General features: G+C 38.4%; 19 protein-coding genes. All 19 read left to right on the forward strand.

All coding sequences use genetic code 11. The annotated features are described in order from the left end of the window. Positions 1 to 30: 30 nt before the first annotated feature. The 19 genes from LIZ98_RS03190 (at position 31) to LIZ98_RS03280 (ending at position 22,636) form a co-directional block, all read left to right on the forward strand. On the forward strand, positions 31 to 1,743 hold the full coding sequence (locus LIZ98_RS03190) for a proline--tRNA ligase (protein ID WP_227138967.1): 1,713 nt from the start codon (positions 31 to 33) through the stop codon (positions 1,741 to 1,743). Positions 1,744 to 2,077: 334 nt separating this feature from the next. Beyond that, positions 2,078 to 6,403, forward strand: a complete 4,326-nt coding sequence (locus tag LIZ98_RS03195) for a PolC-type DNA polymerase III (RefSeq protein ID WP_227138966.1) — start codon at positions 2,078 to 2,080, stop codon at positions 6,401 to 6,403. Between the two features lie 303 nt (positions 6,404 to 6,706). Continuing rightward, positions 6,707 to 7,174, forward strand: coding sequence for a ribosome maturation factor RimP (rimP, locus tag LIZ98_RS03200; RefSeq protein ID WP_108897955.1), 468 nt, complete (start codon positions 6,707 to 6,709; stop codon positions 7,172 to 7,174). Positions 7,175 to 7,276: 102 nt separating this feature from the next. After that, complete coding sequence (gene nusA / locus LIZ98_RS03205) at positions 7,277 to 8,512, forward strand: transcription termination factor NusA (protein WP_227138965.1); 1,236 nt, start codon at positions 7,277 to 7,279, stop codon at positions 8,510 to 8,512. Then, positions 8,481 to 8,765, forward strand: coding sequence for an RNase P modulator RnpM (rnpM, locus tag LIZ98_RS03210; protein ID WP_227138964.1), 285 nt, complete (start codon positions 8,481 to 8,483; stop codon positions 8,763 to 8,765). Before nusA ends, rnpM begins: the two co-directional genes overlap by 32 nt. Beyond that, on the forward strand, positions 8,762 to 9,079 hold the full coding sequence (locus LIZ98_RS03215; RefSeq protein WP_227138963.1) for a YlxQ family RNA-binding protein: 318 nt from the start codon (positions 8,762 to 8,764) through the stop codon (positions 9,077 to 9,079). Before rnpM ends, LIZ98_RS03215 begins: the two co-directional genes overlap by 4 nt. A 4-nt stretch (positions 9,080 to 9,083) precedes the next feature. Beyond that, the gene (gene infB, locus LIZ98_RS03220) at positions 9,084 to 11,411 is read left to right on the forward strand and encodes a translation initiation factor IF-2 (RefSeq protein WP_227138962.1); all 2,328 of its coding nucleotides are present in this window, start codon (positions 9,084 to 9,086) and stop codon (positions 11,409 to 11,411) included. After that, positions 11,408 to 11,686, forward strand: a complete 279-nt coding sequence (locus LIZ98_RS03225) for a DUF503 domain-containing protein (protein ID WP_227138961.1) — start codon at positions 11,408 to 11,410, stop codon at positions 11,684 to 11,686. Before infB ends, LIZ98_RS03225 begins: the two co-directional genes overlap by 4 nt. A 16-nt stretch (positions 11,687 to 11,702) precedes the next feature. Next, complete coding sequence (gene rbfA, locus LIZ98_RS03230; protein ID WP_227138960.1) at positions 11,703 to 12,062, forward strand: 30S ribosome-binding factor RbfA; 360 nt, start codon at positions 11,703 to 11,705, stop codon at positions 12,060 to 12,062. A 140-nt stretch (positions 12,063 to 12,202) separates the two neighbouring features. Then, positions 12,203 to 13,114, forward strand: a complete 912-nt coding sequence (gene truB / locus LIZ98_RS03235) for a tRNA pseudouridine(55) synthase TruB (protein WP_227138959.1) — start codon at positions 12,203 to 12,205, stop codon at positions 13,112 to 13,114. A gap of 20 nt (positions 13,115 to 13,134) precedes the next feature. Then, positions 13,135 to 14,073: a riboflavin biosynthesis protein RibF gene (gene ribF, locus LIZ98_RS03240; protein ID WP_227138958.1), complete on the forward strand. Its 939-nt coding sequence runs from the start codon at positions 13,135 to 13,137 to the stop codon at positions 14,071 to 14,073. A 200-nt stretch (positions 14,074 to 14,273) separates the two neighbouring features. Beyond that, positions 14,274 to 14,543: a 30S ribosomal protein S15 gene (gene rpsO, locus LIZ98_RS03245; protein ID WP_034769835.1), complete on the forward strand. Its 270-nt coding sequence runs from the start codon at positions 14,274 to 14,276 to the stop codon at positions 14,541 to 14,543. A 153-nt stretch (positions 14,544 to 14,696) separates the two neighbouring features. Further along, positions 14,697 to 16,799 carry a polyribonucleotide nucleotidyltransferase gene (gene pnp, locus LIZ98_RS03250; protein ID WP_034769836.1) on the forward strand — a complete coding sequence of 701 codons (2,103 nt, stop codon included), beginning with the start codon at positions 14,697 to 14,699 and terminating at the stop codon, positions 16,797 to 16,799. A gap of 174 nt (positions 16,800 to 16,973) precedes the next feature. Further along, positions 16,974 to 17,957, forward strand: a complete 984-nt coding sequence (locus LIZ98_RS03255; RefSeq protein ID WP_041846578.1) for a polysaccharide deacetylase family protein — start codon at positions 16,974 to 16,976, stop codon at positions 17,955 to 17,957. Positions 17,958 to 18,094: 137 nt separating this feature from the next. Then, positions 18,095 to 19,330, forward strand: a complete 1,236-nt coding sequence (locus LIZ98_RS03260) for a M16 family metallopeptidase (protein ID WP_227138957.1) — start codon at positions 18,095 to 18,097, stop codon at positions 19,328 to 19,330. A 122-nt stretch (positions 19,331 to 19,452) separates the two neighbouring features. Then, positions 19,453 to 19,704: a YlmC/YmxH family sporulation protein gene (locus LIZ98_RS03265; RefSeq protein ID WP_034769870.1), complete on the forward strand. Its 252-nt coding sequence runs from the start codon at positions 19,453 to 19,455 to the stop codon at positions 19,702 to 19,704. Positions 19,705 to 19,864: 160 nt separating this feature from the next. Continuing rightward, a complete protein-coding gene (gene dpaA / locus LIZ98_RS03270; protein ID WP_227091213.1) occupies positions 19,865 to 20,767 on the forward strand; it encodes a dipicolinic acid synthetase subunit A in 903 nt (300 codons plus the stop codon). Next, entirely contained in the window at positions 20,764 to 21,357 is a 594-nt protein-coding gene (locus LIZ98_RS03275) for a dipicolinate synthase subunit B (protein ID WP_034769843.1), read from the forward strand. The genes dpaA and LIZ98_RS03275 overlap by 4 nt, the downstream gene beginning before the upstream one ends. 229 nt (positions 21,358 to 21,586) lie before the next feature. Continuing rightward, the gene (locus tag LIZ98_RS03280) at positions 21,587 to 22,636 is read left to right on the forward strand and encodes an aspartate-semialdehyde dehydrogenase (RefSeq protein ID WP_227091214.1); all 1,050 of its coding nucleotides are present in this window, start codon (positions 21,587 to 21,589) and stop codon (positions 22,634 to 22,636) included. Positions 22,637 to 22,690: the final 54 nt, after the last annotated feature.

The raw sequence follows: 22,690 nt of genomic DNA on the forward strand, positions 1-22,690 counted from the left end.
AAAAGAAATTTGATTATTGGGGTGCAAGAGATGAAGCAAAGTAACACATTTATACCAACTTTAAGAGAACTGCCGGCCGATGCTGAAATAAAAAGTCATCAATTATTGTTACGGGCGGGATTTATTCGTCAAGTAGCCAGTGGTATATACTCGTATTTACCGTTAGGAAAAAAAGTCTTACAAAAAATAGAAAACATTGTACGTGAAGAAATGGAACAAATTGGTGCTGTGGAATTGTTAATGCCTGCTCTTCAACCGGCTGAGTTATGGCAAGAATCCGGCAGATGGTTTTCCTATGGACCGGATTTAATGAGGATGAATGATCGTCATGATCGTCCGTTTGCACTTGGACCGACCCATGAAGAGGTGATAACAAGTCTGATTCGTGATGAAATAAAATCCTATAAACGTTTACCATTAACTTTATTTCAAATTCAGACTAAATTTCGGGATGAAAAACGTCCCCGCTACGGTTTATTACGGGGTCGTGAATTTGTCATGAAAGATGCCTATTCCTTTCATACAAGCAAAGAAAGTCTTGATGAAACGTATGAAAAAATGGTTCAAGCATATACGAATATTTTTACACGATTAGGGCTCAATTTCCGAGCGGTTATTGCTGACTCCGGCTCAATCGGCGGTAAGGATACCCATGAATTTATGGTGCTATCGGAAATTGGCGAGGATACGATTGCCTATTCCGATGCATCAGATTATGCAGCGAATATTGAAATGGCAGAGGTTGTTACGCAATACAAAAAAAGGGATGAGACGCTAAAAGATCTCAAAAAAGTAAATACCGGCGAATATAAAACAATTGAAGAAGTGGTGAACTTTCTGCAAATTTCACCTGAAGATACGATTAAATCGCTCTTATTTAATGTTGATGGAGAAAATGTTCTCGTTCTCGTTCGCGGCGATCATGAAGTCAATGATGTAAAAGTGAAAAACTTGCTCAACGCTTCGATTGTTGAACTTGCCAGCCCGGAACAAACAGAAGAAGTGTTCGGTTGTAAAATTGGCAATATTGGTCCGGTTGGTGTAAATCATGTAAAAATAATTGCCGATCATGCTGTGAAATATGTGGTCAATGGTGTTTGCGGGGCAAATGAGGCAGAGCAACATTACGTGAATGTCAATCCTGACCGTGACTTTACCGTGGAACAATATGCGGATCTACGTTTTATCAAAGAGGGAGACCCTTCACCGGATGGGAAAGGAAAAATTGTTTTTGCAAAAGGGATTGAAGTCGGTCATGTCTTTAAGCTTGGTACCCGTTATAGTGAAGCAATGAATGCTGTATTTTTAGATGAAAACGGCCGCTCACAAACTATGATCATGGGCTGTTATGGTATTGGAATTTCCCGATTAATTACGGCTGTCTCTGAACAAATGGCTGATAAGAAAGGACTTGTTTGGCCAATGTCCATTGCACCTTATCATGTCCATATAATCATTGTCAATACGAAAGATGAAACTCAGTGGAAACAAGGAAATATGATTTACGAAACATTAAAAAAACAAAGATACGAAGTCTTATTAGATGATCGTCATGAACGCGCTGGTGTAAAATTTGCCGATAGTGATTTATTTGGTATTCCGGTCCGAATTGTTGTCGGTAAAAAAATTAATGAAGGAATTGTGGAATTGAAAATAAGGAAGACCGGGGAAACATTGGAAATCCCAGTGGATCAATTGCAGGAAGAGCTGGACAAACTTTTATCCCATCTTAAGGGGGAGTAAGATTCTCACTTCAAGATTCCGAGGTTTACCAAGAAGATAAGAGAGGGAAGAACTGCCCTTAAAGGTCCGATTGATTCACTAACCATCAGTGTTACCAATGATGGAAGTCTCACCTTATAAAATCACATTTCAATCAGTGGGATTATATTCTCCACTGATTCTTTTGTTTAACGGATCGACGTTTTGCTGGAAGAGGACAAAAAACCGGTCTTTTTTCTGGATAGGATGAGATTATCCTTTGTGGTAAAATAGAACATGTTTCCTTTCAAATAATATATGATAGAATAAATGAAAGAGAACAGTTATACTCCTATTTGTAACGGGGGGAATTTTTATGAGTGATTTGATGGCAGGGAAAAAAGAACGATTCCAGCTACTTTTGCAACAAATGGATATGGTAGATGATCGCTTTTTTCCTTACTTGAAAAATGGAGAAATTAAAAGACTAATTATTGAACGAAAAACACGTAAATGGGAGTTTCATTTTTTACTAGATTCGATCTTGCCTTATCAAGTTTTTGATATTTTCTCGGCAAAAATCAGAACCGCCTTTCGTCATATTGCCGATGTTTCTTTTCTTCTTGAGACAAAGAATAATCATTTTACCGAACAATTGGTAGTGGATTATTGGAAATATAGTATCGGACAATTGCAAGGGATGTCGCCTGCCCTTCTTTCTCTATTGAATGAGCAAATCCCGAAAGTCAAAGGAAATAAAATAATTATCACAGCCCGAAATAATACGGAATGTTTAACATTAAAGAAAAAATATTGTGGAACCATTGCGGATGTATACAGTCAAGTTGGTTTTCCACCTTTACAACTGGACGTGGAAGAGCATACCGAAGCGATGGAAGAGACGTACCAACAATTTTTGCTTGAACGGCAAAAGGAAGACGAGGAACGGGCAAAACAAGCAGTCATTGAAATTCAAAAACGGGCAGAACACCACCGGTCAGATGAAGCGGATGACAATGGCCCGCTGATCATCGGCTACCCCATTCAAGGAGAGCAAGATTTTCGTACATTAAATGAAATTACTGAAGAAGAACGCCGCATCGTCATTGAGGGCTATGTCTTTGCCTGTGAAACAAAGCAGCTTCGAAGTGGAAGAACACTATTAGAGTTTAAAATCACCGATTACACGAATTCGATTCTTGTAAAAATGTTCTCAAAGGATAATAAAGATGATGGGGAAAAATTGAATCGATTAAAAAAAGGCATGTGGGTTCGGGTTCGGGGCAATGTCCAAAATGATACATTCGTCCGCGATTTAGTTATGATTGCGAATGATATTAATGAAATTAAAGGGAAAGAACGCTTTGATACTGCTCCGGCTGATGAGAAACGGGTTGAACTTCATTTGCATACACCGATGAGCCAAATGGATGCAGTTTCTTCCGTCAGTTCACTTGTATCCCAGGCAAAAAAATGGGGGCATAAAGCCATTGCCATTACCGATCATGCCGTAGCACAGTCATTTCCGGAAGCATACAGTGCCGCTAAAAAGAACGGAATTAAGGTGATTTACGGAGTGGAAGCGAATATCGTTGATGATGGTGTTCCGATTGCATATAATCCGAGCCATCGTTTGCTTACCGACGATACATATGTTGTTTTTGATATTGAAACAACCGGTCTATCAGCCGTTTACAATACAATCATTGAATTAGCTGCGGTAAAAATTAAAGATGGAGAAATTATCGATCGCTTTGAATCATTTGCTAATCCAAAACATAAACTTTCTGCATTTACAATCGAGTTGACCGGTATCACCGATAATATGGTCGAAAATGCGCCTGATCCGGAAGAAGTTTTAAAACATTTTTATGAATGGTGCGGTGATGCCGTCCTTGTTGCTCACAACGCTTCTTTTGATACAGGGTTTATTAATGTCGGTTATCAGAAAATCGGTTACGGGAAATTTACAAACCCGGTAATCGATACGTTGGAATTGGCCAGATTTCTATATCCGGATATGAAAAACCACCGCTTAAACACATTGGCGAAGAAACTAAATGTGGAATTGACGCAACATCACAGGGCAATTTATGATGCCGAGGCGACCGGACATATTTTAGTAAAATTGCTGAAAAGCGCTGAAGAAAAAGGAATTAAGTATCATGATGAATTAAATGAGTACGGAAAAAATGAAACGAGTTATAAACGAAGCCGGCCGTTCCATGCTGTATTATTGGCACAAAATCATGTCGGTTTGAAAAATTTATTTAAACTAATTTCTTTGTCACATGTTAAATATTTTTATAAAGTGCCAAGAATCCCAAGGTCTGTATTACAAACATATCGAGAAGGCATTTTGGTTGGCTCTGGCTGTGATAAAGGGGAATTATTTGAAGCGGCACAACAAAAAGCAACTGAAGAAGTGGAAGAAATCGCGAAATTTTATGATTATCTGGAAGTTCATCCGAAAGAAATTTATCAACCATTACTCGAGACCGATGTCATTCAAAGTGAAAAACAATTAGAAGATGTAATCAAAAAAATCATATTGGTCGGCGAGAAATTAAATATTCCAGTCGTTGCAACCGGTAATGTTCATTATTTACATCCGGAAGATAAAATTTACCGAAAAATATTAGTTGCTTCTCAAGGTGGTGCCAACCCGCTCAATCGTCACCAACTGCCGGATGTCCATTTCCGAACGACAGATGAAATGTTGAGAGCTTTTCAATTTTTAGGTGAAGAAAAGGCAAAAGAGATCGTTGTTGTTAATCCAAATAAGATTGCCGATATGGTTGAAGAAGTTAAACCAATAAAAGATGAATTATATACACCTAAAATTGAAGGAGCGGAAGAGGAAATCCGGACAAAAAGTTATGAGATGGCTAAAAAAATTTATGGCGATCCCCTTCCTGAAATCATTGAAGCCCGCTTGGAAAAAGAATTGAAAAGTATTATCGGTCACGGATTTGCCGTTATCTATTTAATTGCTCATAAATTGGTTAAAAAATCACTGAATGATGGGTATCTTGTCGGTTCCCGGGGTTCGGTCGGATCTTCGTTTGTTGCGACAATGACGGAAATTACCGAGGTGAATCCATTGCCGCCTCATTATGTATGCCCGAACTGCAAACATTCCGAGTTTTTTGATGACGGTTCTGTTGGCAGCGGCTTTGATTTACCGGATAAAGACTGTCCAAATTGCGGATCGAAATATAAAAAAGACGGGCATGATATCCCGTTTGAAACTTTTCTTGGCTTTAAAGGGGACAAGGTGCCAGATATTGATTTAAACTTTTCCGGCGATTATCAACCAAAAGCACATAATTATACAAAGGTGCTTTTCGGAGAGGACCATGTTTACCGTGCAGGTACGATTGGTACTGTTGCAGACAAAACGGCCTATGGCTTTGTTAAAGGTTATGAGGAAGACAACAATATCCTATTACGTCAGGCGGAACGGGAGCGACTTGCCCTCGGATTGACCGGTGTAAAACGAACAACCGGGCAGCATCCGGGTGGAATTATCGTTATTCCGGACTATATGGATGTATATGACTTTACACCTATTCAATATCCGGCTGATGCCCAGGATGCAGAATGGCGGACAACCCATTTTGATTTCCATTCCATCCATGATAATGTATTAAAACTCGATATACTCGGACACGATGATCCGACTGTGATCCGCATGCTGCAAGATTTAAGCGGAATCGATCCGAAAACAATCCCAACCGATGATCCGGAAGTAATGAAAATTTTCAGCAGTCCAGAATCACTTGGTGTTACTGAAGAACAGATTATGTGTAAAACCGGAACACTGGGAATTCCTGAATTTGGCACCCGTTTTGTCCGGCAGATGCTGGAAGAAACAAAACCAACGACATTTTCCGAGCTGTTGCAAATTTCCGGTCTCTCCCACGGGACGGACGTTTGGTTAGGTAATGCCCAGGAATTAATTCATAATGGTACTTGTTCATTAAGTGAATGTATCGGTTGTCGGGACGATATTATGGTTTATTTGATTTATCGTGGACTTGAACCTTCCACTGCCTTTAAAATTATGGAGTCGGTACGGAAAGGAAAAGGTTTGACAGAGGAAATGGAGAAAGAAATGCGGGAACATGATGTTCCTGAATGGTATATTGATTCATGCAAAAAAATCAAGTATATGTTTCCAAAGGCCCATGCCGCTGCGTATGTACTAATGGCGGTTCGAATTGCCTATTTTAAAGTTCATCATCCGCTCTTATATTATGCAACCTATTTTACCGTTAGAGCAGAAGATTATGATTTAGATGCCATGACAAGTGGTTCCAATGCCATTCGGAAAAGGATCACGGAAATTAACGAAAAAGGTCTTGATGCATCAACCAAGGAGAAAAGTTTATTAACGGTTCTCGAACTTGCCTTGGAAATGTGTGAGCGAGGATTCTCATTCAAAAAAATTGATCTTTATAAATCAAAAGCAGCTGAATTTGTAATTGACGGCAATTCGTTAATTCCGCCGTTTAATGCAATCCCCGGCCTGGGAACAAACGCAGCGATGAACATCGTAAAGGCACGTGGAGAAGCTGAGTTTTTATCAAAAGAAGACCTTCAGCAAAGAGGGAAAGTATCGAAAACAATCATGGAATTTTTAGATAATCATGGTTGTCTGGAAAATCTGCCCGAACAAAACCAGTTATCATTATTTTAAACTTTGAATAATGGCATATTTCTGGTTGACTCTTGTTTGCCGGTATTGATGAAATGGGACAATTGCAAAATGGTTTGGATTATGATATATTTTTATTGGCAATACTAACTTTAATCTCTTGAATCTAAAGAGTGGGGAGTTCCTCACTCTTTCCTGTTTGTAAAAAGGTTTATCAAAAAACAAAATTATAAAAAACATGGAAACGATAATTTAAAACGGTTAGTCAACTTTTTCATTTTCTACGCATAATAAAAATTACCTTTACATTTGTTACATTTAAATTTCCTAAAGAGGAGGGAAAATATGAGCAAAGTAACGGAAACAGTCGAAAAAATTGCATGGCCAATTGTTCAAGAATTAGGCTTGGAAATTGTCGATGTTGAATATGTTAAAGAAGGCAAAAACTGGTATCTGCGACTGTATATTGATAAAGAGAATGGCGTCGATATTGAAGAATGCGGAATGGTTAGTGAAAAATTAAGTGAAAAACTGGATGAAATTGATCCGATTCCTCATAATTACTATTTAGAAGTTTCTTCACCAGGAGCAGAGCGTCCATTGAAGAAACAAGCGGATTTTGAAAAGGCAATCGGGAAAAATGTCCATATCAAAACATATGAACCGATTGACGGTGAAAAAATCTTTGAAGGGATTTTACAAGAATTTGACGGTACGAATGTTACCATTGAAGTGCGGGTCAAAACAAAAAGTAAAGTAATACAAATCCCATATAATAAAATTGCCCAAGCAAGACTGGCTGTTGTATTTTAGAAAGAAAAGCGCGAGTAGCATCGGTGCAGGCAAAAAACAATCCACAGTTTTTCAGGCGATATTGATTTGAAAAAGAAAAATACATAAAAGGGGGATATTGTAATGAGAAGTGAACTTTTAGACGCCTTGGACCGACTGGAAAAAGAAAAAGGAATTTCCCGAGATGTCATTGTCGAGGCAATAGAAGCTGCACTTGTTTCTGCTTATAAAAGAAATTTCAATCAAGCACAAAATGTACGGACAGATTTTAATTTAACCACCGGAACGATGCATGTGTATGCTCGCAAAGAAGTCGTGGATGAAGTATTTGATTCAAGATTAGAAATTGCCATAGAAGAAGCTAGAAAAATCAACCCGAATTACGAAATTGGGGATATAGTTGAAATCGAAGTAACGCCAAAAGAATTTGGCCGGATTGCAGCTCAAACAGCCAAACAAGTCGTCACACAAAGGGTCCGTGAGGCTGAACGGGGAATCATTTACGAAGAATTTGTCGACCGTGAAGATGATATTATGACGGGGATTGTGCAAAGAAAAGATAATCGGTATGTCTATGTAAGTCTAGGAAAAACAGAAGCATTATTACCGGTGCATGAGCAAATGCAAAATGAACAATACAATCATAATGACCGAATGAAAGTTTATATTACGAAAGTGGAAAAAACAACGAAAGGACCACAAATTTTTATTTCCAGATCACATCCGAATTTATTAAAAAGATTGTTTGAACTTGAAGTTCCGGAAATATACGAAGGTATTGTCGAAATAAAATCGGTAGCAAGAGAAGCAGGTGACCGCTCAAAAGTATCCGTCTGGTCAGATAATCCGGATGTCGACCCGGTCGGTTCATGTGTCGGACCAAAAGGTTCCCGTGTACAGGCGGTGGTAGATGAGTTAAACGGGGAAAAAATAGATATTGTGAAATTTTCAAAGGATCCGGTTGAATTTGTCGCCAATGCACTTAGTCCTTCGAAAGTTTTAGATGTCATTGTAAATGAAGAGGAAAAGTCAACCGTTGTCATTGTCCCAGATTACCAGCTTTCATTAGCAATTGGTAAACGCGGTCAAAATGCAAGGCTTGCTGCAAAATTAACCAATTGGAAAATTGATATTAAAAGTGAATCAGATGCGAGAGAACTAGGTATATATCCTCGAGAAGAACCGCTATTTTCTCCAAACTTAACATTCAATGATGAAGATACAGTCATAAGTGAAGAGGACCAAAGAGTTGAGGAGGAACATCCGGTTGCACAAGGGGATGCTCATGACTTTGCCGAACTTGAAGAAAACGGAGAGGTGATGGAACATGAACAAACCGAGAAAGATACCGATGCGTAAATGCGTGGCCACCGGGGAAATGTATCCGAAAAAGGAGTTGCTCCGGATCGTCCGTTCCAAAGAGGGAGAAGTCTCGATTGATCCAACCGGAAAGAAAAACGGGCGTGGTGCATATTTGTCCAAAAATAAAGAAGCTGTCCTTCTGGCTAAGAAAAAAAATATTTTAAAACATCATTTAGAAACAGAAATTGATGAAAATTTTTATGATGAAATCTTGGCGTTTATTGAAAAGGAGAACACTTCGAAATCATGAAGCAAGAAAAATGGCAATCACTGCTCGGGTTGGCAAATCGAGCCGGGAAATTGGTTACGGGTGAAGAACTAGTGATAAAGGAAATTCAAAAAAATCGCGTCAAACTGGTTTTATTGGCACAAGACGCCGGAAAAAATACTAAGAAGTCAATTATCGATAAGTCTGCATTCTATCACGTACCAGTTAAATTGGTTTCTGACCGTTATACATTAGGAAAGTCGATCGGTAAAGAGGCACGGGTTGTCGTCGCCGTGACGGATACCGGATTTTCCGAAAAGTTACAAAGTGAGCTTGATCAAATTCAGTGGGGGTGAAACAATGACGAAAATGCGTGTATATGAATATGCAAAGAAAAACAATGTTACAAGTAAAGCCGTTATTGAAAAATTGAAAGAACTAAATATAGAAGTGTCCAACCATATGACAACAATTGAAACGAGTGCCATAAAACAATTAGATGAAACTTTTGGGAAAGGAAAGTCACAATCAACGAAAGAGCCTATGACAAATAAACAATCAGAAAATAAACAGACTAATAGAAACAATCCACAAACAGGGGAAAATAAACAAAAATCAAAGGGTGGCACCCAATCGAATAAAAATCGTTCACAAAATTCAAATAAAAAAACAACCCAAGCAAAAATAAAACCAACTGCAAAAAAGGTGCCAACTCCAGTAATTGCAGATGAAGAAGTATTGGATGATGTTGCTATTCCTAACAGGGTCAAAGTAAAAACACCTCCTAAAAATAAGGAAGGGAAAAAATACGATCAAGAGTTTCGATCAAAAGAAAACAAAGCTTTTAATCGAAATAAAAACAAGGCGAAATCGGGACAAAAGAAAAAGAGTAGTCCACCGGTCCAAACTCCACCTGTGAGAAAAGAAAAGGAACTTCCTAAGAAAATTTCATACACAGATACACTCACAGTTGCGGAATTGGCAAAAAAATTGCACCGGGAACCATCTGAAATCATAAAAAAACTATTTATGCTTGGAGTCATTGCCACAATTAACCAAGAATTAGATAAAGATGCTATTGAGTTGATTACAAGTGAATATGGTGTGGAAGTCGAGGAAAAAGTCAGCGTCGATATATCCGATTTAGAATCTCTTATTACAGAGGATAGTCCGGAAAATTTAAGCGAACGTCCTCCTGTTGTAACGATTATGGGTCATGTTGACCACGGCAAAACGACTTTACTTGACTCAATCCGCCATACAAAGGTTACCCAAGGTGAAGCCGGTGGCATTACGCAACATATCGGTGCCTATCAAGTAGAAATTAACCAGAAAAAAATTACTTTCCTTGATACGCCCGGGCATGCTGCATTTACAACGATGCGGGCACGTGGGGCTCAAGTGACCGATATCACTATTTTGGTTGTTGCAGCGGATGACGGTGTCATGCCGCAAACGGTCGAAGCCATTAACCATGCCAAAGCTGCGGGTGTTCCGATCATTGTTGCAGTCAACAAAATTGATAAGCCGGATGCCAATCCAGAACGGGTCATGCAAGAATTATCGGAATATGGATTGATTGCCGAAGATTGGGGCGGGGACACGATTTTTGTTCCGATCTCAGCTTTAACCGGTAAGGGAATTGATCAATTGTTGGAAATGATTCTGCTTGTCAGTGAAATGGAAGAATTGAAGGCAAACCCGAATCGGAATGCATACGGAACCGTCATTGAAGCGAAACTTGATAAAGGAAGAGGTTCAGTCGCAACACTGCTTGTTCAAAACGGAACCTTGAAAATCGGCGATCCGATTGTTGTCGGCAATACGTATGGACGTGTTCGGGCTATGGTTAATGACCGCGGTCGACGGGTAAAAGAAGCAGGTCCATCTGCAGCTGTCGAGATTACCGGCTTAAATGAAGTTCCTCAAGCGGGCGATCGATTTGTCGTATTAGAGGATGAAAAAACCGCTCGTCAAGTTGGCGAAGCACGCAGCCAAAAAGCACTGCAGGAAACGAGAAACGAGACAGCTCGGGTAAGCCTTGATAAATTATTTGAACAAATGAAACAAGGTGAATTGAAAGAACTGAACATTATCGTTAAAGCTGATGTTCAAGGATCAGCCGAAGCATTAGTTGCTTCTTTACAAAAAATCGATGTGGAAGGCGCAAAAGTAAACATTATTCATACCGGCGTCGGGGCAATCACCGAATCAGATATTATCTTGGCCACAGCATCGAATGCCATTATTGTCGGCTTCAATGTCAGACCAAATCCAAATGCAAAACGAATGGCAGAAGAAGAAAAGGTCGACATTCGCTTACACCGAATCATCTATAAGGTTATTGATGAAATTGAACAAGCAATGAAAGGTTTATTGGATCCGGAATATCAAGAGAAAGTAATCGGCCAAGCTGAAGTGCGGACAACATTTAAAGTTTCAAAAGTTGGTACAATTGCCGGTTCTTATGTAACAGACGGCAAAGTGACAAGAGATAGCTCTGTTCGGCTAATTCGCAACGGAATTGTCATTTTTGAAGGTGAAATAGACTCGCTGAAACGATTCAAAGATGATGTGAAGGAAGTCAGTCAGGGATATGAATGCGGGATTACTATAAAAAACTTCAATGATATTAAAGAAGGCGATATAATTGAAGCGTATATCATGGAGGAAATTAAAGCGAAATGATACTTTCGGCTTCAGTTGAGTGCATAATCTATGATGCCCAATCTTTAAAAGAAAAACGTTCAGTACTAAAGAAAATCATTGCACGAATTCAAAACCGTTATAATATTGCCATTGCAGAAGTGGATCATCAAAATGTATGGCAAAGGACGAAATTGGTTTTAGTAACTGTTGGATCATCAAGAACCGTTGCTGAACAGGAATTGCAAAAAGGATTAGCACTCATAGATTCATTTCCGGAAATTGAAAGAACCGAAACAGTTTTTGAATGGTTTTAAACTAGAGGTGATAAACTTGAACATACGTGCAAAACAAGTTGGCGAACAGATGAAAAAAGAACTGAGTGAAATAATTAGCCGGAAAATTAAAGATCCGCGAGTCGGATTTGTTACCGTAACGGATGTTGAAGTGACAGGCGACCTTCAACAGGCAAAAGTATTTATCTCTGTTTTGGGCGATGATAAACAGAAAGAAGAGTCATTCATTGGATTAACAAAGGCAAAAGGTTTTATCCGTTCTGAGATTGGTCGACGCATCCGTTTAAGAAAAACACCGGAAATCCTATTCGAATTTGATGAATCAATTGATTATGGAAATCATATCGAAACATTGATCCATCAACTTCATAAAGATGAAGTTCAAGGTGAAGAATAATTTGTTTTAGAGGGCTATCCAAAGTTTCATTTCCGTTATTTTGTATAAAGAGATAATTGGCGAAACGGTATCTTTTCATACGAAAACAGAAACTTTTTGGATTGCCCTTCGTTTTCCTTAGGAGAAAGTCAGGTGAAAAAATGAATGGCGTTATTCCGTTATGGAAACCAAAAGGCATGACCTCACATGATTGTGTAATAAAAATCAGGAAATTATTAAGTACAAAAAAAGTTGGACATAGTGGTACGCTCGATCCAAATGTGACCGGTGTACTGCCAATATGTGTAGGAGAAGCAACAAAAATTGTTCAATATGTAACAAATTTTGGAAAATGTTATCAAGCAGAAATAACGATTGGCATCTCAACAACGACAGAAGACAGTGACGGAGAAATCGTACAAACGAAGCCCGTCAAACAGCCAATTACAAGAGATGAAATTTTGAAAGTTTTAAAACAACTTACCGGGGAGATTACCCAAATACCACCGATGTATTCAGCAGTAAAAGTCAATGGGAAAAGATTATATGAATATGCTCGGGAAGGAATAGAGATAGAAAGACCTGAACGGACTGTTACCATCTATGAATTGGAGCTGCTGGATGATAACGAAATATTTAACGGGGAATTCATCCGCTTTTCCGTCCATGTAAAATGCAGTAAAGGAACGTATATACGCACTTTGGCTGTGATGATCGGGGAATTGTTAGGTTATCCTGCCCATATGTCAAAACTTGTTCGAACATCAGCCGGTGGAATAGAACAGGAGCAATGTTTAACATTTGAACAAATTGAAGAGAAAATTACCAAAGGATTAACGAACGAAATCTTTTTACCGATTGAATCTGTTTTGTTTCAATTGCCGAAATATGAAATTCATGATACATTAGCTAATAGAGTAAAAAATGGTGCACTTATTCCTATACCTGATCATTTACTTTATACCCTTGGTCCTATTGCTGTTTATTACAAGGGGAAAATATTAGCCATTTATAAACACCATCCAACTAAGCAAGGGATCTTGAAGCCTGATCGTGTTTTCGTAGGGAATTGAAACGAAAGGTGAGTTCATCAGTGGAAATCATACGACTACAAATACCAAATAATTTAAAAAAAGAATCATTACCACCACTGTCATTGGCAATCGGTTATTTTGACGGTGTACATATTGGCCACCGAACGGTCATGTTAACGGCAAAATCGACGGCAGAAGAAAAAGGTTTAAAAAGCGGTGTGATGACATTTGACCCTTCACCAAAAGCCGTCCTTGGGGATAATCCTGAAGAAGTCAAATATATTACTTTGCTCAATGATAAAATTCAATTAATTGAACAGCTCGGATTTGATTATTTATTTATTGTCCCTTTTACAAGAACATTAGCTAATTTCTCTCCGGAAGAATTTATTAATAATTATATTATTCAATTGAATGTCCAGCATTTAGTCGCCGGATTTGATTATACATATGGTAAATTCGGAAAAGGGACAATGGATAATATAGAAACATATAGTAAGGGCCGCTTTTCACATCAAACGATTGGTAAGGTAGCAAAAAATGATTTAAAAATCAGTTCCACGCTTATCCGGGATTTAATCCAAAAAGGTCATGTCGATGAAGTGCCTGACTATTTAGGGAGATTTTATTCAGTTTGCGGGTTTGTTATTCACGGGAAAAAACGGGGAAAACAATTAGGTTTTCCAACGGCCAATCTCATGATTCATGAACGATATATACTTCCGGTGAACGGTGTTTATATTGTCCGCTTATTAGTAGATGGAAAATGGGAAGAAGGCGTCGCAAGTATCGGCTACAATCCGACTTTTAATGAACAACAAACAGAGCGTTTTATTGAAGTTCATTTAATCGACTTTGACAGAGATATATATGGAAAGCCGATTATTCTTGAATGGCGTAAACGGTTGAGAGATGAATTAAAGTTTGATGTGATAGATGAACTTGTTGAACAAATCGGTAAAGACAAACAAGATGCGATTGAATACTTTAATAGGTAATTTTTAAACAATATGCATTGCTTTCCACTTCTTTTTTACAAAAATAGTCATTTCGGAATGGAAGAATGGATAGAGTTGCTTGCATTTTTGAATAAAAAGTAGTATTCTATATACCGTATGATACGAACCTTTGCTTGGCATGCCGATAACTCCGACGCTCGCTCAGCAAAGGGGATTAGAAAAATATGGAGGTGAATATAATGGCATTGACACAAGAACGTAAAAATGAAATTATTGCGGAATTCAAAACGCATGAAAATGATACCGGATCACCGGAAGTTCAAATTGCCATTCTTACTGAAAAAATTAACTTGTTGAATGAGCATTTAAAAACGCATAAGAAAGACCATCATTCTCGTCGCGGTTTGATGAAAATGGTAGGAAAACGTCGTAACCTGTTAGCTTACTTGCGAAATAATGATGTACAACGTTACCGTGAGTTGATCAACAAATTAGGTTTGCGCCGATAGAAAAAAGCGGGATAATCCCGCTTTTTTATTAGGATACAAATATCCCAAATATCGTAACTGTTGTTCCAGAAACTGACGATTATGTCAATTGGAGTTTTGTTAACAATACATAACAAGACGTTTCAAAATAAAAATAATGAAAGGAGTTCATTTATGGAAAGTGAGAAACATACATTCTCCTATAATTGGGGGGGCAGACCGCTTACAATTGAAATTGGTCAATTAGCGAAACAAGCGAACGGTGCCTGTCTAGTCCGATATGGAGAAAGTGCAGTTCTTTGCACAGCGACTGCATCGAAAGATCCGAAAACTGTAGACTTTTTCCCTTTAACTGTAAATTATGAAGAGCGACTGTATGCAGTAGGGAAAATACCGGGGGGATTTATAAAAAGGGAAGGGAGACCGAGTGAACATGCGATTCTCTCCAGCCGTCTGATTGACAGACCGATTCGACCGCTCTTCCCCGATGGTTTTCGAAATGAAGTTCAAGTGGTCAGTGTTGTCATGAGTGTTGATCAAGATTGTTCGACTGAAATGGCTGCCATGGTCGGGTCGTCAATTGCACTTTCAATATCCGATATTCCGTTTCAAGGCCCGATAGCAGGTGTTGTAGTCGGCAGAGTCGATGGTGAGTTTATCATTAACCCGACCGTTGAACAAGCTGAAAAAAGCGATATTCATTTAACTGTTGCAGGTACAAAGGATGCCATTAATATGGTTGAAGCAGGTGCTAATGAGGTACCTGAAGAAATTATGTTGGAAGCAATCATGTTTGGTCACGAAGAAATTAAGCGACTAATTGCATTCCAAGAGCAAATCATGGCTGAAGTCGGAAAAGAAAAAATGGATGTTGTTTTATTTGAAATTGATCAGGAAATTGAAACTGCCGTAAAGAGTCTTTGTGAAAAAGAAATGATTCAGGCGATCCAAGTTCCCGAAAAACATGCACGGGAAGATGCTATCGAAGCTGTGAAAAATGAAGTTTTAGCAAAATATGAAAGTGAAGAAGCGGACGAAGAAACATTAAAACAAGTAAAATCCGTTCTTGATAAAATTGTTAAAGAAGAAGTTAGACGGTTGATTACCGTTGAAAAAATTCGTCCGGATGGCCGAAAAATTGATGAAATCCGTCCATTATCATCAGCGGTCGGCTTATTACCAAGAGCCCACGGATCCGGTTTATTTACTCGCGGTCAAACACAAGCATTGAGTGTTTGTACGCTTGGTGCATTAGGGGATGTCCAAGTTTTAGACGGATTAGGGTTAGAAGAATCAAAACGTTTTATGCATCATTATAATTTTCCGCCGTTTTCAGTCGGGGAAACCGGACGAATGGGTGGACCTGGACGCCGAGAAATTGGACATGGTGCTTTAGGCGAACGTGCTTTAGAACCGGTTATTCCATCCGAGAAGGAATTTCCTTACACCATTCGACTTGTTTCTGAAGTATTAGAATCCAATGGTTCTACGTCCCAAGCAAGTATTTGCGGTTCTACTTTAGCATTGATGGATGCAGGGGTTCCAATTAAGGCACCGGTTGCCGGTATTGCGATGGGACTGGTTAAATCGGGCGAACATTATACAATTTTAACTGACATCCAAGGAATGGAAGATCATCTCGGCGATATGGACTTTAAAGTTGCAGGAACTTCCAAAGGTGTAACTGCCTTACAAATGGATATTAAAATTGAAGGTCTTTCCCGTGAAATTTTAGAAGAGGCGCTGCAACAAGCGAAAAAAGGCCGGATGCAAATTTTGGAACATATGTTATCAACAATAAGCGAGCCTCGTAAACAATTATCAAAATTTGCACCGAAAATTCTATCCATAAAGATTAATCCTGAAAAAATTGGTGATGTGATCGGACCAAGCGGGAAACAAGTGAAAAAAATCATCGAAGAAACAGGCGTTAAAATTGATATTGAACAAGACGGTACCGTTTATATTGCCTCCAGTGATCAGGAAATGAATGAAAAAGCCCAAAAAATCATTGAAAATATTGTCCAAGAAGTAGAAGTAGGGAAAATTTATTTGGGTAAAGTTAAAAGGATTGAAAAATTTGGGGCATTTGTTGAAATTTTAAATGGAAAAGATGGACTTGTTCATATTTCTGAACTTGCCGAAGAACGAGTCGGTAAAGTAGAGGATGTTGTCAAAATTGATGATGAAATCCTTGTGAAGGTTACCGAAATTGATAAACATGGAAGAATTAATCTGTCACGAAAAGCTGCCTTACGTGAACAAAAGCAAAAATAATCTTTAATTGATGGAAATGAACCTTAAGTTGATTTAACTTCATTTCCTCTGTTATATTTTAAGACTGGACTTTCTCAAGTGAGTAGGTCCATTTTTCATTTATCAAATATTTTATCCTTCCCAACGTTCTATCTTGTCCTATCCATTCATACGATTGGATAGGGGGGATGAAGTATGGGAAAATACACATACCAGAAGCTTTCGGCACTCATTATCATCGGCTTTTTATCTTTTTTAATCGTGAAAAATCCTTTATCCGATGCATATGTGGAAAAATTACGTTCTGACGCTATGACTGTGTCTTCAGTAAAAGATGCTTTATTGATTGAAATTGAAGAAAAATCAGCGCAATATGAAGTTCCACCTCAAGATGCGAAAATTGATCGGGTATGGAAAAAAATGCCAGGTTATAATGGCTTGAAAGTTGATATAGATGCTTCCTATGATAAAATGAAAGAAGATGGTGTCTTTGATGAAAATAAACTTATATTTAAACAAGTCTCGCCTAAAGTTCATTTAGAAGATTTGCCACCTGCACCAATCTACCGCGGACACCCTGACAAACCAATGATCGCTTTGACAATTAATGTTGCGTGGGGCAATGAATATTTATCTTCAATATTGGCTACGTTGAAGAAACATAATGTTCAAGCCACATTTTTTCTTGAAGGACGTTGGGCCAAGGAAAATCCTGACCTGGTCAAAATGATTGATGAAGGTGGCCATGAGATCGGGAATCATTCTTACAGCCATCCGGATATGAAAACATTAAGCAATGACCGAACCAAAAAGGAATTGGCAGATACGAATGAAATCATTCGTGCGACAATTGGTAAAACACCTGCACTTTTTGCACCGCCGAGTGGAAGTTATCATGATAAAACGGTCGAAATCGCAAATGATATGGATATGAAAACAATTATGTGGACGGTGGACACGATCGACTGGCGAGATCCCCCGGTTTCTACTTTGTTAAACCGTGTTCTAAAACAATTGCATAACGGTGCAATCATTTTGGCTCACCCGACTCGTTCAACGGATGCGGCTCTTGAGAAGTTGTTAACTGAAATAAACGAAAAAGGGTACAAGATCGGAACGGTTTCTAACCTGCTTGATGAAAAACGGTTGAACTACAGAACAAGTGAATCGGGCAGCTGATACATGTAGCAATCGACCACATATATTCATCGTTGATAAAAAGTTCATTTATAATTTTTACTCACGGGTTTGATTAATAAAAATTATTGAAGACGTAATAATAAATATAGAATAGCTCTGAATTAGGAGGAACTTACTTGATAAAAAAATATACTTGTCAAAATGGCGTTCGGATTGTACTTGAAGAAATACCGACAGTCCGGTCCGTGGCCATTGGGATTTGGGTAAAAACCGGTTCACGGTACGAAACAAGAGAGCAAAACGGTATTTCACATTTCCTTGAACATATGTTTTTTAAAGGTACAGAAAATCGTTCGGCACAAGAGATTGCTGAGTCCTTCGATCGGATCGGCGGACAAGTTAATGCGTTCACTTCAAAAGAATATACTTGTTATTATGCCAAAGTATTAGACACCCATACGAAAGTAGCATTAGACTTATTGGCAGACATGTTCTTTCATTCGGTATTTGATGAAAATGAAATTGCGAAAGAAAAAGGCGTTGTCTTGGAAGAAATTAAAATGTACGAAGATACGCCGGATGATATTGTCCATGATTTATTAAGCAAAGCTATTTACGGTAATCATCCCTTAGGTTATCCGATATTAGGTATAGAAGAAACATTGCAAACATTTTCCGGAGACACATTAAGGCAGTATATGCATCATGCATACAGACCGGAAAATGTTGTCGTCTCTATTGCCGGGAATATTAATGAAATATTTATTAATGATGTTGAAGCACGCTTTGGACATTATGAAGGTGGGAAAGAACAATTCCGGATCGAAAAACCGTCTTTTTATCAGGAAAAACTTGCGCGAAAAAAAGAAACGGAACAGGCTCATCTATGTATAGGTTTTCAAGGCCTTCCGTTTGGTCATGAAGATATCTATTCGGTAATTATTGCCAACAATGTTCTTGGTGGAAGCATGAGCAGTAGACTTTTTCAAGAAGTACGTGAAAAAAGAGGCTTGGCCTACTCTGTGTATTCTTATCACACAGCGTTCGAGGACAGTGGATATTTAGCCATATATGGAGGAACCGGAGCAAATCAATTGGATAGTTTATATGAAACTATTCAAGAAACGCTACACTTGTTCGTAAAAGAAGGGGTTTCTGAAAAAGAATTAACCAACAGCAAAGAACAGCTGAAAGGGAACTTAATGCTCGGCTTAGAAGGTACCAACAGTCGCATGAGTCGAAATGGGAAAAATGAATTGTTATTAAGAAAACATCAGACTTTGGATGAAATTATTGATATGATCGATGCAGTGCAAAAAGAGGATGTCGATCGAATGATAAAGGAAATTTTTACTGAAAAAGCCTCAGTTGCCTTGATTAGCCCGGATGGAAAAATACCGCAATTGCTGTAAATGATTCAATATTCATCTTGTCAGTTTCCAAAGACAAAATCACATTCCTGCTTGTCCTGCCCTTCTAAAATGATAGAACTGCTAATACATTATAAAAAGAAGGACAGGAAAGGGTGAGTGAATTGCGCTTGAGTGAATTGGGAGGTAAGGAAATCGTTGACGTAAAAAAAGCCGAGAGATTAGGTGTCCTCGGTCAAACCGACTTGGAAATCAATGAACAAACCGGGCAGATAGTCGCTTTAATCATTCCAACAGGAAAATGGTTTCAATTTCGTAAGGCACAAGGAGAAATTCGTGTCCCCTGGAAATATATAAAAAAAATCGGGACAGATATGATTATCATTGATTTCCCGGATGAAGAATATGAAGATTAAAAATTAGCAATAAGCAATCGAGTAAAATCGGTTGCTTTTTTTTTATAAAATTAGAAAGGAAAAATTTCCAACACACACATAGATAAAAGACATCATATGATAATAAAGAATTTGATGTCATGGTTCTTGGAAATTGTAACGAAGAAGGTGAAAATACTTCATGTTAACAGGTTTGCACATAGTGATTATGGGTGGTGACGCTAGACAAATTGAGGTCATCCGAAAATTAAGCGAACTGGGTGCGAAGATATCTTTGGTTGGTTACGAACAACTGGATCATTCTTTTACAGGAGCTGTTAAAGAAAAAATTGATGAGATAAATTGGCAGGAGATAGATGCAATTATATTACCTGTCGCAGGTACAAGTTTAGATGGGGAAATCGATACTATCTTTTCTAATGAACATATTCGCATAGACGAAAATAAAATAAGCAAAACACCACCGCATTGTACCATTTATTCCGGGATTACGAATACTTATTTGACGAAAATCACACAAAAGGCAGGAAGAAAATTAGAATTAATATTTGACCGTAATGATGTAGCCATCTATAACTCGATTCCGACGGTAGAAGGTATCATTATGCTCGTCATTCAAAATACTGACTTTACCATTCACGGTTCCAAGACGGTTGTTCTCGGTTTCGGGCGCAATGGAATGACGATCTCCAGAGTTTTTCATGGACTTGGAGCAAAATTAAAAGTAGGTGTCAGGAACGCAGAACATATTGCTCGAATCGAAGAAATGGGTTTGGATTCTTTCCATCTTAACGATCTTGAAGAATTTGTAAAAGATGCAGATATTGTCATCAATACAATCCCTCACTTAGTCGTAACCGCAAATGTCATTTCAAAAATGCCTCATCACACACTGATTATCGATATAGCTTCCAAACCGGGAGGAACGGATTTTCGCTATGCAGAAAAACGGGGGATTAAGGCTATTTTAACCCCGAGTTTGCCGGGTATTGTTGCCCCGAAGACAGCCGGACAAATTTTGGCCAATGTTCTCGTCGAGTTATTACATGATGATTTATTAAAAAGAAAGGGGAACGTAAAATGAAAGTAGAAGGAAAAAGAATCGGTTTTGGATTAACGGCATCCCACTGTACGTATGATCAAGTTTTACCGGAAATTGTTAAATTAGTAGAAAATGGTGCAGAAGTCGTACCGATCGTTACCTGGACGGTAAAAAATACAACGACCAGATTTGGATCCGGAGAAGAGTGGATTGAAAAAATTGAAAGAGCAACCGGTAATAAAGTCATTGATAATATTGTCGACGCAGAGCCGCTTGGGCCAACCTATCCCCTCGATTGCATGGTCATAGCACCTATGACGGGAAACTCGATAAGTAAAATGGCAAACGCATTAACAGATTCTCCGGTGTTAATGGCTGCAAAGGCAACCATGAGAAATCACCGACCGGTCGTACTTGGAATCTCAACGAATGATGCGCTTGGTCTGAATGGTGTAAACCTGATGCGACTCATCGCGGCAAAGGATATATACTTTATTCCATTTGGCCAAGATGATCCCTATAATAAACCGAAATCAATGGTTGCTGACATGACTCTACTGCTTGAAACGGTAGAAGCTGCTTTAGAACATAAACAAATTCAACCGGTATTAATTGAACGGTATAAAAAATAGACGTATTTCAATTGAAGCAACAATATGTTAAGATAAATTATCAATTGTCCACTTCCAATATATTTTTAAAACAAAAAAATTATCCATAATTTCCTGGAGTATGATAAAATAAAGGATAAATCAGGTTAACACGTTGTGACGTGTGATGGGAAATCGAATTAGGCTATATTCGATTCCCTTTTTTTAAAACGATAAAATGAAATGGTCAAGAGTGGAAGGGGAAAAACAAATGGCAAATAATCGTTATCATGTTGCAGTTGTTGGAGCCACCGGTGCAGTAGGCGAACAAATGATTAAAACATTGATAGAAAGGGATTTTCCAATATCAAAATTAACTTTACTATCCTCAGCTCGTTCTGCAGGAAAAACAGTTCAATTTAAAGGTGAAACAATAACTGTTCAGGAAGCAAAACCGGAAAGTTTTGAAGGTGTAGATATTGCTTTATTTTCTGCGGGTGGAAGTGTTTCGAAACAATTGGCTCCGGAAGCTGTGAAAAGAGGAGCAATTGTCGTTGATAATACAAGTGCATTCCGAATGGATCCGGATGTACCATTGGTTGTACCTGAAGTAAATGAAGAAGACTTGCAAAAACACCAAGGAATTATTGCAAATCCAAACTGTTCGACGATCCAAATGGTAGTCGCTTTGGAACCGATTCGCCAAAAATTCGGTTTAAATAGAGTCATTGTCTCAACTTACCAAGCAGTAAGCGGTGCAGGTAACCAAGCTGTTCAAGAATTGTACAGTCAAACAAAAGATGTTTTAGATAATAAAGAAGCTCAAGCAAAGATTCTGCCTGTAAAAAATGATAAAAAACATTATCAAATTGCTTTTAATGCTATTCCGCAAATTGATGTTTTCCAAGATAACGGTTTTACTTTTGAAGAAATGAAAATGATTAATGAAACGAAAAAAATTATGCATATGCCCGAACTCAAAGTAGCAGCTACTTGTGTCCGTATTCCGGTAGCGTCCGGACATTCCGAATCGGTTTATTTTGAAGTTGAAACAGATCACGTAAGTACTTTAGAAATTAGAAATCTTTTATCCACTGCCCCGGGGATTGTTCTGGAGGATAATCCGAGTGAGCAAATTTATCCGTTGGCAACGAACGCTGTTGGTCAACGTGATGTGTTTGTCGGTCGGATTCGTAAAGACTTAGATGAAAAAAATGGCTTTCACATGTGGGTTGTTTCCGACAATTTATTAAAAGGAGCGGCATGGAATTCTGTGCAAATTGCCGAAAGTTTAATAAGACTCGGTCTGCTTAATAAATAATAAAGTGAAACTTCCATCAGTGGGATTCTTCCCGCTGATGGTTAGTTGAACCAA

Origin of the sequence: Caldibacillus sp. 210928-DFI.2.18 (assembly GCF_020554505.1) — a bacterium.
GTDB classification, from domain to species: domain Bacteria; phylum Bacillota; class Bacilli; order Bacillales; family Caldibacillaceae; genus Caldifermentibacillus; species Caldifermentibacillus hisashii.